This window comes from Paenibacillus aurantiacus, assembly GCF_042431225.1.
Taxonomy (GTDB): Bacteria; Bacillota; Bacilli; order Paenibacillales; family Paenibacillaceae; genus Paenibacillus_Z; species Paenibacillus_Z aurantiacus.
In genome coordinates this window covers 164,072-180,131 of sequence record NZ_JBHMDO010000054.1, presented here as the reverse complement: position 1 = coordinate 180,131, position 16,060 = coordinate 164,072, and the positions used below count along the sequence as shown (strand labels likewise).

General features: G+C 54.8%; 9 protein-coding genes. 7 read left to right on the top strand and 2 right to left on the bottom strand.

Features of this window, described 5'->3' with window-relative positions; all coding sequences use genetic code 11:
• Window positions 1-24: 24 nt before the first annotated feature.
• From sigK to ACFFSY_RS33705, 7 genes are all read left to right on the top strand, one after another.
• A complete protein-coding gene (gene sigK / locus ACFFSY_RS33735) occupies window positions 25-615 on the top strand; it encodes an RNA polymerase sporulation sigma factor SigK (RefSeq protein ID WP_377502775.1) in 591 nt (196 codons plus the stop codon).
• A gap of 201 nt (window positions 616-816) precedes the next feature.
• Entirely contained in the window at window positions 817-1,794 is a 978-nt protein-coding gene (locus ACFFSY_RS33730; RefSeq protein WP_377502773.1) for a LacI family DNA-binding transcriptional regulator, read from the top strand.
• A 169-nt stretch (window positions 1,795-1,963) separates the two neighbouring features.
• A complete protein-coding gene (locus ACFFSY_RS33725) occupies window positions 1,964-3,289 on the top strand; it encodes an ABC transporter substrate-binding protein (protein WP_377502835.1) in 1,326 nt (441 codons plus the stop codon).
• A 112-nt stretch (window positions 3,290-3,401) separates the two neighbouring features.
• On the top strand, window positions 3,402-4,286 hold the full coding sequence (locus ACFFSY_RS33720; protein ID WP_377502771.1) for a carbohydrate ABC transporter permease: 885 nt from the start codon (window positions 3,402-3,404) through the stop codon (window positions 4,284-4,286).
• Window positions 4,286-5,113 (top strand): carbohydrate ABC transporter permease, encoded by an 828-nt coding sequence (locus tag ACFFSY_RS33715; RefSeq protein ID WP_377502769.1) that lies wholly within the window; start codon window positions 4,286-4,288, stop codon window positions 5,111-5,113. The genes ACFFSY_RS33720 and ACFFSY_RS33715 overlap by 1 nt, the downstream gene beginning before the upstream one ends.
• 26 nt (window positions 5,114-5,139) lie before the next feature.
• Window positions 5,140-6,609 (top strand): glycoside hydrolase family 32 protein, encoded by a 1,470-nt coding sequence (locus ACFFSY_RS33710; RefSeq protein WP_377502767.1) that lies wholly within the window; start codon window positions 5,140-5,142, stop codon window positions 6,607-6,609.
• A gap of 50 nt (window positions 6,610-6,659) precedes the next feature.
• Complete coding sequence (locus ACFFSY_RS33705; RefSeq protein WP_377502765.1) at window positions 6,660-7,613, top strand: carbohydrate kinase family protein; 954 nt, start codon at window positions 6,660-6,662, stop codon at window positions 7,611-7,613.
• Between the two features lie 245 nt (window positions 7,614-7,858).
• Here ACFFSY_RS33705 and ACFFSY_RS33700 read toward each other — a convergent pair whose 3' ends face one another.
• Window positions 7,859-12,940 carry an Ig-like domain-containing protein gene (locus ACFFSY_RS33700; RefSeq protein ID WP_377502764.1) on the bottom strand — a complete coding sequence of 1,694 codons (5,082 nt, stop codon included), beginning with the start codon at window positions 12,938-12,940 and terminating at the stop codon, window positions 7,859-7,861.
• 54 nt (window positions 12,941-12,994) lie between these two features.
• A complete protein-coding gene (locus ACFFSY_RS33695) occupies window positions 12,995-15,955 on the bottom strand; it encodes an S-layer homology domain-containing protein (RefSeq protein WP_377502762.1) in 2,961 nt (986 codons plus the stop codon).
• Window positions 15,956-16,060 lie beyond the last annotated feature (105 nt).

Sequence of the window (16,060 nt, the reverse complement as noted above, 5' to 3'; positions counted from 1 at the left end):
ATCACCAGTTCCAAGAAGGAAGTAATGAGGAGGTGTAAGCCGGTTTCCGTCACGAGACGGAAACCGGCTTATTTTTTGTTCGAAATTACATCAGGTCGTGTTCACAATGTCAAAAAACTCGATAATACCGGGGAAGATTTAGAGGATTTGATCTCCATCGGGACGATCGGTCTGATCAAAGCAATCGAGAGCTTCCAGCAGGGCCAAGGGACGAAGCTCGCGACGTTCGCAGCCCGTTGTATCGAGAACGAGATCCTTATGCATTTGCGTTCGTTGAAGAAGACCAAGAAGGACGTGTCCCTGCACGACCCGATCGGGACGGACAAAGAGGGGAACGAAATCACGCTCATCGACATCCTCGGTTCGAAAGCCGACGATGTGGCCGATAAAGTGCAGCTTAAAATAGAGAAGAGCAAGATCTATAAGAACCTGGATATCCTCGATGACCGGGAGAAGGAAGTCGTGGTTGGAAGGTTTGGCTTGATTTCTGGCGGGGAAGAGCGGACGCAGCGGGAGATTGCGAAGGAACTCGGGATCTCGCGGAGTTACGTGTCACGGATTGAGAAGCGGGCGTTGATGAAGCTGTATCATGAGTTTTATAAGCAGAAGAAGTGAGTTCAGGGCCGCTCCGAGAGGGAGTGGCTTTTGTGTTTATTTTAAGATTGTGGCAGGTGAATGGTGTATTATTAGCAGGGAGTCCCTTGCGTGGTCTCTTTAAAAGGAAACAGGAACCCCGATGGATATTGAACTTGTCTATTCGGGGAAGAATCGGTTATAGTGTGAACATAATTTTGTAAGAAAAGAAGAGGGACAGAAATGGCTACGATACATGATGTCGCAACGAAAGCTGGCGTATCGGTCACGACGGTATCGCGGGTGCTGAACAACCGGGGTTATATTAGCGAGAAGACGCGCAAGAAAGTATTCGATATCATGGCGGAATTGAATTACCAGCCGAACGAAATTGCCCGTTCTTTGCTCCGAAAGCAGTCAAACGTAATTGGTCTGATCATTCCGACGGTCTCCCATCCGTTCTTCAGCGAGCTGGCGAACTATGTGGAATACTATGCCTATCAAGCTGGCTTTAAGGTGATGCTATGCAACTCCCAGCTCGATCCGGCGAAAGAGCGGGATTACATCGAAATGCTGAAGAGGAACCGGGTTGACGGCATTATCATGGGCAGCCATACGCTTGATGTGGAGGAGTACCGCCATTTGCACTCCCCGATCGTGACGATCGACCGACAGATTGATGATGAAATCCCATCCATATCTTCTGACAATTACCGGGGAGGCGAGATGGCCACGGAGCTGCTCGTTCGGAAGGGGTGCCGCAAAATCGCGCACATATGCGGCAACCAGGAGCTGCATATGCTATCGAATTTGCGCACGAACGCTTTTCACGAAACCGCGCGCAAACAAGGCGTTCAGCATATTACGATTCAGACGGACATGAACGTCTTCGACCAAAAGCAATACGAGCGTATAATTGATACGCTGCTGGAGGAGCATCCGGATACGGACGGGATTTTCGCGACGAGCGACATTATAGCGGCTTTTGCCGTCAAGGGATGCATTCGGGTGGGTAAACGGGTGCCGCAGGATGTTCGAATCATCGGCTATGATGATGTTAACGCCGCCTCCTGGCTGAACCCCGAGATCACGTCGATCCGGCAGCCGATTGGGGAGATGGGCCGTATGGCCGTTGAGCTCATCCGCAAGCAGCTGGAGGGGGAACCATTCGAGGTGGAGAATGTGCTGCCGGTTCAGTTAGTAGAGCGTTCTACAACCTAGAATGCTCTTTTTATCTGCTATGTCAATCGTTTGACATGTCAAACGATTGACATATGTTAAACGGTTGACATATACTGTTTCATGTAAGCGATTCAAATTTACTACCACACCAACTATTAATCAAATTGGGGGAAGAAACGTGAAGAGAATCAAGGGGTTTCAACTATCTATGCTTGCACTTATTTTCGTTATGGCAGTCACGGCGTGCGGCGGCAACGCGTCGAATAGCGGCAGCAGCGCTTCGAATACTGCGGAAAAGGCAAATTCGTCAGGCAGTGAAAGCGCTGTCGGCGATGAGGTGAAGATTACCCTTCTGAACTCCAAAGGCGAAATTCAATCCCAGCTTGAAGACGCTGCCAAGGCGTTCCATGAAGACAATCCGGCGATCACGCTTGAAATTCAGACCGTTCCTGGCGGCACCTCGCCGTTCGAACGGGCATCTACGATGTATGCATCCGGCAATCCGCCGACGATGATCATGCTGGATACCGGAGACGTCGAGAAGTTCAAAGACCGCATTCTTGACCTGAGCGGCGAGAAATGGAATGCCGATGCCGTAGCGAATGCCACTGACCTGACGAACTTCGACGGCAAGAACTTCGCGTTCCCGCTTGCGATTGAAGGCTACGGTTTCATCTATAATAAAGCGGTCGTCGACAAGGCGGTAGGCGGCAGCTTCGATCCGTCCACGATTAAGACGACGGCTGATCTGGAAAATCTGTTCAAGCAGATCGAAGCATCGGGCAAGAAGGCTCTTGTCATCTCGCCTATGGACTGGTCGCTTGGCGCGCACTATTTGCCGCTTGCCTATGCCGGCCAGAACAAGGATATGGCAGAAGTGAACAAATTTATGGATTCGCTGAAAGCCGGCACCGCTGATCTGGCGAACAATAAGGTGTTCAATGGCCTAATGGATTCGTTCGATGTGATGATGAAATACAACGTGGACCAAAAATCGCCGCTGTCCGGCGTCTATGAGCGCGGTCCGGAAGTGCTCGGCAAGGGCGAAGTCGGCATCTGGTTCATGGGCAATTGGGCATGGCCGCAAATCAGCAGCTTCGATACGGCAAACGGGCAGTATGGCTTCCTGCCGGTGCCAATCAGCAACAATCCGGACGATTACGGCAACCAGGAAATTTCGTCAGCGGTCTCCAAGCGGATCGTGCTCGACAAAGAAAAGAGCTCGCCTGCGCAGCAGGAGGCGGCGAAGAAGTTCCTGAACTGGATCGTCTATGAGCAAAAGGGACAGGATTTCCTCGTGAACAAAGCAAGCATTATTCCGGCGTTCAAGAACATTACGCTTCCAGCGGCCGACCCGCTTGGACAATCGATTCAAGCGTATATTGCGAAGGGGAAATCCGAGCAGTCCATGAGCGCGCTTCCGGCGGATCACTGGTCGAAAGTCGGCGCATCCATGCAGAAATACTTGGCGAAAGCGGGCGACCGCGCCGCGCTGGCGGCAGAAATCGAGGACTATTGGAAGAACGTGAAATAAGTTCTGTTCAAGCGCACAGATAGCATGGAGCAATGGATAAGACAACCGTGTCTTATCCATTGTTTTCTTCAAGTCATTCCCCATTATCCCCTACAGATCGAGAGGTATCGTTATGATTGCGGAAAAAGGAGTATGGAACAAACTGCGCTCAAGGCTGCTGTTTACCGGCCCCACCTTGTTTGCATTTATTACCGTCATGATCGTTCCGTTTCTATACGGCATTTATTTGACCTTCACCAACTGGGACGGTATTTCCACGTCGCATTCGCTCGTTGGACTCAGCAATTACGGCGAAGTATTCAAGGACGGCGTATTCTGGAAGTCATTCGGCCTTACGCTGAAGTATGTCTTTCTCTCGGTCATACTTATTAACGCGATCGCATTTGCGCTGGCATATATGCTGTCCAGGGGCATGAAAGGACAAAGCATTTTCAGAGCCGGTTTTTTCGTGCCGAACCTAGTTGGCGGAATCGTGCTCGGGTTTATATGGCAGTTTATTTTCTCTAACGTGCTCGTTTATTTCGGAACCAAGGCGGGGATCCCCTTCCTTGGCGCTTCTTGGCTAGCTGATCCGAATAAAGCATTTTGGTCGCTTGTTATCGTCACGGTATGGCAGTATGCCGGTTACATGATGGTCATTTTCGTCGCCGGACTGATGAGTGTGCCCGGCGATATTTTGGAGGCGGCAAGCATCGATGGTGCCAACGGCTGGACGAAAATGCGCAAGATGATTCTTCCGCTCATGATTCCGTCGTTCATCGTTACCATCTTCCTTTCTCTGCAGCGGTGCTTCATGGTGTATGATCTGAACCTTACCCTGACAAAAGGCGGACCGTTCAAAAGCACGGAGATGGTATCGATGCATGTCTACGAGAAGGCGTTCCTATCCCGCGATTACGGGGTCGGTCAGGCAGAGGCGTTCGTACTGTTCCTGCTTGTCGCCGCGATTACGCTGCTTCAAGTGTATTTCAGCAAAAGAATGGAGGTGGAGGCATAATGGTTGGCAGCAAATCCGCTATTCCGTGGCTGAAGACCGTCTTGCTAACGGCTGGCCTCATTCTGTTTATCGTTCCGTTCGTCGTGCTGATCCTGAACTCGTTCAAAGAAAACAAAGCCATTACGTCCAATCCGTTGTCGCTTCCCGAACACCTGGATTTCACCAACTACAAGAACGCGTTCGAGCAGATGAACTACTTGACCGCGTTCTCGAACACGCTTGTCATCACGGTCGTCAGCGTGCTGCTTATTTCGATGTTCGCCGCGATGACGGCACACTATTTTGTCCGGAATAACACGAAGTTCAATCAGTATGCGTTTATGATTATGGTCGCCTCGATGATTATTCCGTTTCAGGCGATCATGATTCCGCTCGTGAAAATTTACGGATCGCTCGGGATGCTGGACAATAAATGGTCGCTTATTTACATGTATCTCGGGTTTGGCAGCTCGCTGGCCGTCTTTATCTATCATGGATTCGTGAAGAGCATTCCGGCGGAGCTGGAAGAGGCGGCCATGATCGATGGCTGTACGCGGACGCAGACCTTCTTCCGGATCGTATTTCCGGTGCTCACCCCGACGACGGCGACGATCGCGATTTTGAACGTCCTCTGGATTTGGAACGATTACCTGCTGCCCTCTCTTATTCTGGTTGACCCGGAGCAGCGGACGCTCCCTCTCTCGACGTACAGCTTCCAGGGCACCTACACGTCGGATTACGGACCGCTGATGGCAGCCCTTGTCCTGACGATTCTTCCGATCATCGTGGTATATCTGTTTGCCCAGAAGTACATCATTCAAGGGGTCATGCAAGGCTCGATCAAATAAAATTAACGCTAAGGGTAGGATGGCTTATGACACAGACTAGAGAGTATACGAGAGAGCAAGCTGATCGCTTCATCCGGGAATCGAAGCATCTGTTGAGACCGGATTACAGGCTGAATTACCATCTGATGGCGGAGTTCGGCTGGATGAACGATCCTAACGGCTTTGTCCATCACGATGGCCAATACCATCTGTTCTATCAACATTATCCCTATAAGCCGGTATGGGGACCGATGCATTGGGGTCATGCCCGAAGCAGAGATTTGATCAAGTGGGAATACCTGCCGGTCGCGCTTGCGCCGGATACGGAATTCGACCGAGGCGGATGTTTCTCCGGCAGTGCGATCGGCAAGGACGGCAAGCTCTATTTGATGTACACCGGCCATGTCGTGACCGGTCCGGATAAGGACCGGGATTACAAGCAATCGCAGGGCATCGCGGTATCGGAGGACGGGGTGACCTTTGAGAAGCATGCGCGCAATCCGGTCATCGGCTATGACCAGATCCCGGAATGGGCGAGCCAGAAAGATTTTCGCGATCCGAAAGTATTTGAGCGGCATGGACGTTATTACGTCTTGCTCGGCTCCAATGACGGTGCGGGCAACGGACTTGCGCTCGTTTACCGGTCGGACGACTTGATGAACTGGACGTTCATCGGGGAGCTGGCGCGCAGCGACGGCCAATTCGGCGATAACTGGGAATGTCCGGATCTGTTCGAGCTTGGCGGCAAGGACGTGTTCATGCTGTCGCCGCAGCGGATGCCGGCACAGGGCGAGCAGTACCGCAACCTGCATTCCACGATGGCGGTCATCGGCGCATTCGATTCGAAGACAGGCCGGTTCGAAATGGAGCGGCATGCTCAGGTAGACCACGGCTTCGACTTCTATGCGCCGCAATCTACGTTGGACGAGAAAGGGCGGCGCATCGTCATCGGCTGGATGGATATGTGGGAAACGGACATTCCGACGCAGAGCGGTCATCATTGGGCGGGCGCGATGAGCTTGCCAAGGGAAGCAGTACGGCAGGAAAACCGAATTATTTACCGACCGGTTACAGAACTGGAGAACTACCGGTGTAACGCCTATTCGGAAGCGGATATTTGGCTGGACGGGGAACGCGAGCTGCCGGTCGGCGGCGATTGTTACGAGCTCGAAGTCGTATTCGAAGCGCTCCAAGCCGAGCAGTTCGGACTGAAGCTGCGCGTCGGCGACGGCGAGGAGACGGTATTGACCTATCGGTCGGATGATCAGCTATTCCGATTCAACCGCGACCGGTCCGGTATTGGCCCCGGCGGCGAGCGCCGTGCCATGACGAGGCTTGTGGAAGGGAAGCTTGGCTTGCGCATTTTCGTGGACAAAAGCTCGGTGGAGGTCTTTGTCGGCGATGGCGAGATCGTCATGACCGGACGGATCTATCCGGGTGCGGCGTCCACGGGCTTACGTTTGTTTTCGACCGGATCCTGCCGGGTGGCGTCGCTTCGGAAGTGGGATATCGAGTAAGGAGTTGGGCCGCTGATTAGCCTGATCAACGTCAAGAAGGGAGCATGAAGGTGCGGACAGTATTTACGATTGGAGAAGCGTTAATCGATTTCATCCCTCATCAGAAGGGGGGAGGGCTGAAGGAAGTGGACAGCTTCCGTAAAGCCGCAGGCGGCGCGCCGGCGAATGTGGCATGCGCGGTCGCGAAGCTCGGCGGACGCAGTTCGTTTATCGGCAAGCTTGGCGCTGACGCATTCGGAGACTTTCTCGTGGAGACGATGGAGCAAGCCGGCGTGGATACGCGCTATGTATTCCGGACGAGCGAGGCGAATACGGCACTAGCCTTCGTTAGCCTAAAAGCGGATGGGAATCGGGAATTCTCCTTCTACCGCAATCCGAGCGCCGACATGCTGCTGGAGGAATCGGAGATCGCGGGCGAATGGTTTGGCGAGGGCGACATTCTGCATTTCTGCTCCGTCGATTTAATCGAGGCCCCGGTCAAATACGCGCACCGCAAAGCGATTGCGTTGGCGAAGGCTGCCGGCGCTGTCGTCAGCTTCGACCCTAACGTGCGGCTTGCGCTCTGGCCGGATCGGGAATCGTGCAGGCAGACGATCCTGGAATTCCTACCGCATAGTCATATCGTGAAAATTAGCGATGAGGAGCTTGCATACATCACAGGTCATGCGGACGAGCAGACTGCGATCGACTCGCTGTTCGTCGGCGACGTGCAGCATGTCGTATACACGCGCGGTCCGGAAGGTGCGGTCTGGTACGCACGAGATTTCAGCGTTTCGGTTCCGGGACAACGGGTGGCAGCAATCGATACGACAGGGGCGGGCGACGCCTTTGTTGGCTCGTTGTTATCCCGGCTCGCGGAAGAGCCGGCATTTGCCCGAGGTATTGATGAGGCATCCGCTCGCGAAATGCTGGCTTTCGCCAATAAAGCCGCGGCCATAACCGTAACGCGAACCGGAGCGATCGATTCACTGCCTACGATGGGAGAGATAGAGCGATTCAAATAATGAAAAGATGTAAGCCGATTTCCGTCTCGAGATGGTAGTCGGTTTATTTTTGTTCCGAATTTACATTGGATCGTGTTCACATTGACAAAAAATTCGATAACACGGGCGAGGAAATTAAACGGCCTCAGTCTGATAGAATTCAGAACTGAGGCCATTTAAATGACTATTATTATTTGTACGGACTACTTGACGGGGGGCAGACCATCAGGAAAGCTTGTTTTCCTTCCACTGCGGTTTGCGTGAAATTAAGGCAAGTGTTTGTTGACATTCTCAAGCGTGAATGGCAGGAGATCCCATTCGCCGTCTAGACTAAAGGAGTCCGAGCCGGTAGCGACGCCTTTTTTGCGGATCAGCGTGCCGGTTGTCGGCAGCGGTTCGGAGCCCGAAGCCGGCGTCCAGTTCTTGTCGCCGAGCACGTCGATGACCTGGCCGTTTCGGACCAATTCGAACGCGCAGACGACATAGCCGTCGAATTTGTAATTCCAATCCAGGTTCATGACGAGCTCGTCGTGATAGCCCGGAACCTGGGTGCGATCCATAAATTCATAGAATACGTTATTGATCACGAGACCGATAGTTCCTTTATTAATATTGTACACGTTCGCATAAAGATTCGGTTGATAGTCTCGATCGAGCATTCTCTCCATCTGTTTGGTCTGCGTATTGTAACGGTACCCGATTACTTGATAGTTGATGGCATCTTCATTCAAATTGTACATTTCAAGCACGATATTCATTTGATTTTCCCGCGTATATTCCGAGAAGAACGCCCCGGCTCCCAGCTGCTGCTGCACGTTCAACTGAACGGATGCGGCTTTGCCGTCTGCAGCGATGACAAAGTAAGAAATGATGCCGCTCGAATTGCCCGGAACCATCTTCAATGTGGTACCGTTCATGAGCGGTGCGTTTTCTTTGACGAGCGAGCCGTTCTCCGCGCGATAGACGGTAAGCGGCTGCTGCGCCTGGAAGTAAGGCGCCAGGCTATAAGAGACGTCCGCAACGCCAACCTTGGTCGTAATGGACTTCTGATGGATGATCTCGACCGCGGTGACCTGAATCGTCGTGCTTGTCTTCCCGCCACGTCCGTCGTCGGCCGTTACAGTCACCAGCGTTTGGCCGCTGCCGGTTCCGGAAGCCAGCTTCAGCATATTGCCGTCGACGCTCGGAACGATCATTCCCCCCGCAGCAGCGACCGCGCTATACGTTAATGGGTCGCCATCGGTATCCCGGAATAGCGAATCGAGTGCAACTTGAGTCGCGAATCCCGGCACAACCATCTGTTCTGGAGCGGAGCCGACAACTTCCGGCGACTCGTTGGATGATACGTTGACCTGGAACGAAGTATCCACCTGATTTCCCGCCACGTCCGTCGCCGTCACTGTGATCACGGTGGCTCCGTCCGCAATGCCGCTTACGGTCAACCGATGATCCGCTACCGATACCGAGGCAAAAGGCGTATCGGCGGATACGGCGTGATAGCTCAACGCATCATCGTCCGGATCGCTGAACGCGTTTGTAAGATCAAGCTCGATTTCTTTGCCCGGTTGAACGGTTCGTGCGTTGATCGTTTGGTTCACAACCGGCGTCCGATTCGGCCGCACTTCGACTGCGATCGTGCTCGACACCGAGCCGCCGCGCGAATCGGACGCGGTAACGGTCACGTTCGTCTTGCCCAGGGCAACCGCGATCAGTGACAGCTGCTGGCCATTCAGCACGACAGCTGCTACGGCAGAATTGGCGGAAGCTGCGCTGAACGACAACGCGTCACCGTCCGCATCCGTAAAGATGCCGCTTAAGTCGAGCTTTTGATCCGCGCTTCCGAGCGACAGGGTCCGATCGGCCAGATTCCCAGCCTGAGGAGCCCGGTTGACTTTAACCTCGAACGTCTGCGTCTTCGTACCGCCGCGGCCGTCTTCCGCCCGGATGAGGATCGATGCGGTTCCTCCGGCAAGCGGATGAATCGTAAGCAGATTGGAAACAGCGTCCAACGATACGGATGCCAGACTCTCGGAGAGCGAAGAAGCGGTCAGCGTCAGAGCGTCGCCGTCTTCGTCACGGAACGCTTGACTCAAATCGACGGTAGCGTCTGCTGCGCCGAGCGTGATCAGCTGATCCGATACGGCTTGGTCGTCGATCGGAGCACGGTTAACGGTCACGTCGAACGTTTTGCTCGTTACTCCGTCGTACCCGTCGTTGGCCGTCACGGTGATCGTCACCGTTCCGGCAGCGAGAGGATCGACCGCGATTTCGCCGCCCGACACGGATACCGCGGCGATGGAGTCGTCGGCAGATACCGCTTGGTAGGTCAAGGCATCGCCGTCCAGATCGGAGAACGCGCCGGTTACATCGATTTTTTTGTCGCCGTTGCCTATCGTTAGCAGTTGATCGGCAAGCGAACCTGCTGCCAGAGGAGCCCGATTAACCCGAACAGCAAAGCTGTCGCTGATCTGGCCCCCGCGGCCGTCGTCGGCCGTTACCTTTACGGTCGAGATGCCCGCGCTAACCGGCGTCAGCTTCAGCAGCGTACCGCTTACTTCAACCGTCACAATTGCCGGATCGACGGATTCCGCCACCAACGTAAGATTGTCGGCGTTTACGTCCTGGAAGACGTTCGCAAGATCGACGGTCACGTCCCCGCCCGTCAATTGGATAGAGCGGTCACTGGCCGGCTGCTTAACCGTCGGCGCCTCGTTGACCCGAACGTCGAAGGTTCCGCTCGTCGTTCCCCCGCGGCCGTCGTTTGCTGTTACGGTTACCGTCGTAACGCCGCCCGATACGGGAGACAAGCGAACCCGGTTGTTCGAAACAAGCTCCGCGGTTGCGACGGCGGCTGACGCCGACTGAACCTCATAGGTCAGCGGGTCGCCGTCCACATCGCTGAACATGCCGTCCAATTCCACGAAGACGTCGCCTTGCCCAACCATCGTTTCCTGCACGCCCGGGGACCGATCCAGCTTGGGGCCGTGGTTCACGTTGACGGTGAACGTTTGGCTCGCCGTTCCGCCTTTGCCGTCTTTGGCCGTGACGGTGACGGACACCGGACCTTCCGCCAGAGGCGTGATGGTCAGCGCGCTGCCGCTTGCGACCGCAGTTGCCGAAGACGCGCTTTGCGAAGAAGCTTCAAAAGTCAGCGTATCCCCGTCCAGATCTTGGAAAGCGTTCGACAGGTCGACCTGTAGATCCGTTCCGATCGAAGCTTTGCGGTCCGGAAGGGGGATCAGGGTCTGCGGCGAACGATTGACGCGAGCGATGATATCCTTGACGACCGTACCGCCTCGACCGTCCTCGGCCGTCACGGTAACCGTCGTTTGCCCCAGCGCGATTGCCTGCAGCTGCAGCAGCGTGCCGGATACGGATGCGGTAATGACATTATTGTCGCCAGATACGGCTTTGTAAGTCAGCGTATCCCCGTCCGGATCCGTAAAGTATGCGCTCAGGTCCAACGTGCTTGCCGCTGCATCGAGCGTCGCCATCTGCTCGGGAACATCCGCCGCGACCGGATTCCGGTTCACCGTTACCGCGAAATCGTGATTAGTACGAGCATTGTTGGTATCGTAAGCCTGCGTACGCACCGTGATTTTGCCCGCCAGCTTCGCTTCGATCGTTAAATTGTTGCCGTCTATCGTTACCGTGACGAGTTCGGGCGCAGAAGCCGCTTTAACCAGCAGCGCTTTATAATACGACAGGTTGCCGTCGACATCGTCGAACACTTTAGAAAGATCGATCGTCTTCTTCTCGCCGACGGTCATCGTAAAGTCCTTGATCGCATTACGAACGATCGGCGCGCTGTTGACAGGTGCCGAACTGCCGATCTGAGATTGGACGGCGGAATAATTGGTGATCACCGAGCCTGCTGACACGCCGGACGGGGCCGAAAGGCTGCTAATCGTCAGGTTCGACCCTACGGTGATCGCCGCCGAAGATTGGGTGACGTTCAGTTTGGCGATGTTTCCCGTTGTGTCTAGCGTTACAGGAGCCGCCGTCTGGACCGTCATCTGAGCGATATTTGCCGTCCCGGTAATCGTGGAAGCGGTACTAACGGTGACCGAACCGACCGTTCCCTGAAGGTCCACCTGCCGTGCCGCTCCCGTCACGTTAATCTGATCGATCGACGCCTTGGAGGTTCCAACGATCGTCGAATCGACGTTCACGTTCATCTCCTGTACGAAAGTCTGACCGAGCGCTTCGACTCTCACGTTCGTTTTGTTAACGTCGACGGCCGCCAGATTCGAGCCTTCGAAGACGACGGTGTTGGCGTCGCCCCCGTTGACGATCGTATTTCCTTGCACTTCGATCCCGCTGCCGTAAAAGTCGTTCTCCAGCTCTTTGCCAATCTCCAGGTCGCCCGCAATCGTCAGGTTGGCCATCGAAATATAGTCGTCCGCGACTTTAACGTCACCGTCGACAATGCCCAGCTTCCCATCGAGCAGCAGATTGGCGCTGAATTCTTTGGCGCCTTTCGAAGCGGCCGTTCCGCCGCGCCGAAGTTCCAGGTACGTAATCTTGTCCAGATTGCGTCCCCGGGCTTCGAATCGGATCTTCGCTCCCTGCAAAATCGCGCTGTTCGACTGGCTCAGAATCCCTTTCGTCCGATCGGAGACAGCATAGGTATACCCGTTGATCGTCACGCCCTGTTCGGAAACGTTCTGAATAGTACGAGTGACGCCGGACAGCTGGTCAGGGTAAAAAGCTTCCATGAGAAAACTTGCGATCTCCTGCCGCGTCACGGCCTGCTTCGGAAGGAAATAACCGTTTTGCGCTTCCATCCATCCGTTCTCCAGTACAGATTGCACGGCGTTTTTCGCCCATGCGCCGACTGCTTTCTCGTCTTGAAGCACGGTCTTTTCGTTCGTTTTCGTTTGAGCGACCTTGGCGGCTTGAACCAGGATAGCAGCCAGTTCCTGCCGGGTGACAGGCGCATCGGCGCGGAAATTCTTCTGCGCGTCTCCCTTCATCAGACCGGCCTTGGCGGCTGCCTCGATATAGTTGCGTCCCCATGTTTGAGACGTAACGTCTTTGAAAGATGAACGGCTCGTTTCTTTCACTTCGAGCTTGAGGATTCTCGTCAGCACGATGGCCAGCTCCTGCCGAGTCAGCGGAGATTGGGGGCGAAAACGCCCGTCCGATCCACTGGTCAGCAAGCCAAGCCCGGCCGCTGCGAGAATAGCCTGCCGCTGCGCAGCCGGAACCTGCACGAGGTCAAGGAATGCCGATTCCCGATTCGAAGCTCCGAATTCTTTTGCCGCAAAAGCAAATTCCGGGTTCGGTCCGATCGCAGTGGCAAGCACGCTGGTCGCAACCAGCAATTTGAATACACGATCCTTCACCTGCATATCCCCTTTAGCTATCTTCTTAGTTGTCGTTGGAATTTTTCAGGCGATCTAGTTGTTTGTATATGTGCCAAGATCCTGCAGAGAAGAATCGTAAGATTGCTCGCTCCATTTGCTTGGGTCGTAGATTTCGCTGCCCGCCAAGGTACCGCTCTGACGGAAGGCGGATACGTTCGGCTTGAAGACGATGCTGTCCACGACGACATCATCGACGATAAGCTTAACGACAATCGAGTCAGAATACTCGGAAGCGATATCGAAGCCGTACTGCAGCTGAGGGTTCTGCAAATCGCCGGAAAGCATATCCGAGATTATAATCGCATCGCCTGCAGGCAGATTGTTTACGCCGCTTACGCCGGCATCCGCATCCGAAAGGGACATCCTTCCTGTATTTCCCCATTCGATGGAAATCCGATCCAGGTCGATCGGGCTGCCCGTCGGATTGTAGATTTCAAAATATTGATTCCAATCGCTGCCCCAATCGACTTCGGAGAAGAACGGCGTTTTTGCATAAGCGGGAGCTACGCTAACCATAAACTCGTCTTTAACTTCTCTGCCCGTCGGGTCCGCTGCGGTAAGCACGATTTTCACGGATCCCGCAGCTACTGGGGTGATGATCAGCTGACTGCCGTCGTCGGACTTTCTGACCTCGGCCACGCCTGGATTTTCCGACACGGGCGAGACGTCCAATTGATCTCCGTCATCGTCCGCGAAGATGCCGGACAAGCCGACCGTTACGTCGCCCTCTCCCACCCTAGCATTTTGATCCGCCACGGCATTGACTGTATACGGCGCGCGGTTTACGGTGAGCGTGAAGGTTGCGGTCTGCGTACCGCCTTTGCCATCATTCGCCGTTACGGTAATGAGGGCAGATCCGCCGCCAACCGGCGCGATTTGCAGCTTGTTGTCCTGCGTGACGCTGACCGTCGCCGCGTTCTCGTTCGAAGATACGGCCGACAGCGTCAAAGCATCGCCGTCCTCGTCCGCGAATACGGCGCTCAGATCAAGATCATCCGCCGGTTGTCCGTCCTGAACCGTCATGTCGCTGATCGGATTCGCAACCGTAGGCGCATGATTCGGCGTCGTTGTATCCGGATTCGGCGTCGGGTCCTGCGGCGTCGTTGGGTCCGGATTAGGCGTCGGGTCCTGCGGCGTCGTTGGGTCCGGATTAGGCGTCGGGTCCTGCGGCGTCGTTGGGTCCGGATTCGGCGTCGGGTCCTGCGGCGTCGTTGGGCCTGGATTCGGCGTCGGGTCCTGCGGCGTCGTTGTGTCCGGATTAGGCGTCGGGTCCTGCGGCGTCGTTGGGTCCGGATTAGGCGTCGGGTCCTGCGGCGTCGTTGTGTCCGGGTTAGGCGTCGGGTCCTGCGGCGTCGTTGGGTCCGGATTAGGCGTCGGGTCCTGCGGCGTCGTTGGGTCCGGATTAGGCGTCGGGTCCTGCGGCGTCGTTGGGTCCGGATTCGGCGTCGGGTCCTGCGGCGTGCTTGGATTCGGCGTCGGAGTTTGCGACGATGCTGGCGGAAGCTGAACAGTCGGAGACGCAGGTTTCGTGCCGTTCACGTTCCCGATCTGGCTTCGGACTTGCTCGTAATTCGAAACAATCGCGGAAATATCGACGTTAGTCGGCAGCTTGATATCGTCTACGTTCGCGCCCGGTTGAATCTTCAACTGAGCCGCCCGGTCGGTAACTTCAATCCGTTGAATGCGGCTGCCCGTCGCCAGATTTACGCTTGCGCCCGAGCTTACGATCAGGGAATCGATCGAAGCCGAGATATCAACGTTCTCCGCGCCGTCCTTCAACGTAACGCGTTCGATAGTCGAACCTTTTTCTCCGATTAGCGTCGTACTGGAATAAATCTGAAACTCCTTGACCGTCGTTGTGCCGGAGGCATCAACCCGCACGTCCTTTTTGTTAATGTCGACGGTTTGCAGCTTGGCATTTTCAAAAACAACGGTATTGGTATCGCCGCCGTTGATGACCGTTTTGCCCGATACCGTGACGTCGTAGCCATAAAAGTCGTGATACAAAGCCCGCGAAATCTCGAAATCGCCGGCGACCGTCAAATGCTTTACGGTCACGAAATCACCGGAGATGACGACGCTGCCTTCGATTCGGTCTCCTTGAGCGTCAAGCACGATATTTCGCGAAAATTCCGCTTCGCCGGCTGCCGGGTTTTCTCCGCTTTGCACGATCTCCAGGTAGTCGATCCGATTCAATGTGCTGCCCGCCGCGGCAAAACGAATTTTTGCGCCTTTGAGGATGGGGTTATTTTCGATACGCAGCAGCCCTTTCAGCGAATCGCCGATCAGATACGTTTTGCCGCCGATCGAAATACGCTGCCCATCGGTCCAATCCAATACAGCCGTCTGCTCGTGGAAGGCGTGCACAAGCGAAGCAGCGGCTTCTTGACGCTGTACAGCTTGCTTTGGAGCAAAATGTCCGTCTTTCAGTTCCATCATGCCAAGCGTCAACGCGTCTTGAACGGCCTGTCCGGCCCACGCGCTGACCTGTGAACGGTCCGCGAACGTCGCCGAATCGGCTGCGACGGCCGTCTTATCTTGTCGAATGCTTTTCATGAGGGCCGCGGCCAATTCCTCGCGGGTGACGCGTTCGCCGGGTCGGAAACTTTTCCCGTCACCCTGCATGATTCCCGCTGCCTTTACGGCTTCGATATAAGGATGCGCCCAAGCGATGACCGCAACGTCATGAAAAGAAGAGTATTTTGTATTCACGGGGTCAATATGCAAAAACCTCGCCAGCAGAACCGCAAGTTCCTGTCTGGTAAGCGTATCTAAAGGGCGGAATTTACCGGAAGGATCGCCGCTTATCAAGCCCAACTCCGAAGCTTGAATAACGGCTTCCTGGAGAGATGAATCGATCTGTCCCCAGTCGCTAAACAAAGCTTCCGATGTCTTGGCCAACTCCGGGGATGCAGATACCGGGCCGGACGGCGTCATGGCCGCCGCCGCTACACTGGTTGCCATCAACCATGTCGTAAATGTCTTTTTTTTCATCTGTCTTTTCCCCTCTAAGCTGTATACTGTGAACGAAAGCAGTTTTACTTAAGGTATATCGGTCGAGATACCGTGAATTTGAATATTTTTGTACAAAAATCGACA

Bases quoted from the DNA above. Each gene is read 5' to 3' on its own strand.
- sigK (WP_377502775.1), top strand. From the start codon at position 25: ATGAGGAGGTGTAAGCCGGTTTCCGTCACGAGACGGAAACCGGCTTAT.
- ACFFSY_RS33725 (WP_377502835.1), top strand. From the start codon at position 1,964: ATGCTTGCACTTATTTTCGTTATGGCAGTCACGGCGTGCGGCGGCAAC.
- ACFFSY_RS33730 (WP_377502773.1), top strand. From the start codon at position 817: ATGGCTACGATACATGATGTCGCAACGAAAGCTGGCGTATCGGTCACG.
- ACFFSY_RS33715 (WP_377502769.1), top strand. From the start codon at position 4,286: ATGGTTGGCAGCAAATCCGCTATTCCGTGGCTGAAGACCGTCTTGCTA.
- ACFFSY_RS33720 (WP_377502771.1), top strand. From the start codon at position 3,402: ATGATTGCGGAAAAAGGAGTATGGAACAAACTGCGCTCAAGGCTGCTG.
- ACFFSY_RS33710 (WP_377502767.1), top strand. From the start codon at position 5,140: ATGACACAGACTAGAGAGTATACGAGAGAGCAAGCTGATCGCTTCATC.
- ACFFSY_RS33695 (WP_377502762.1), bottom strand. From the start codon at position 15,955: ATGAAAAAAAAGACATTTACGACATGGTTGATGGCAACCAGTGTAGCG.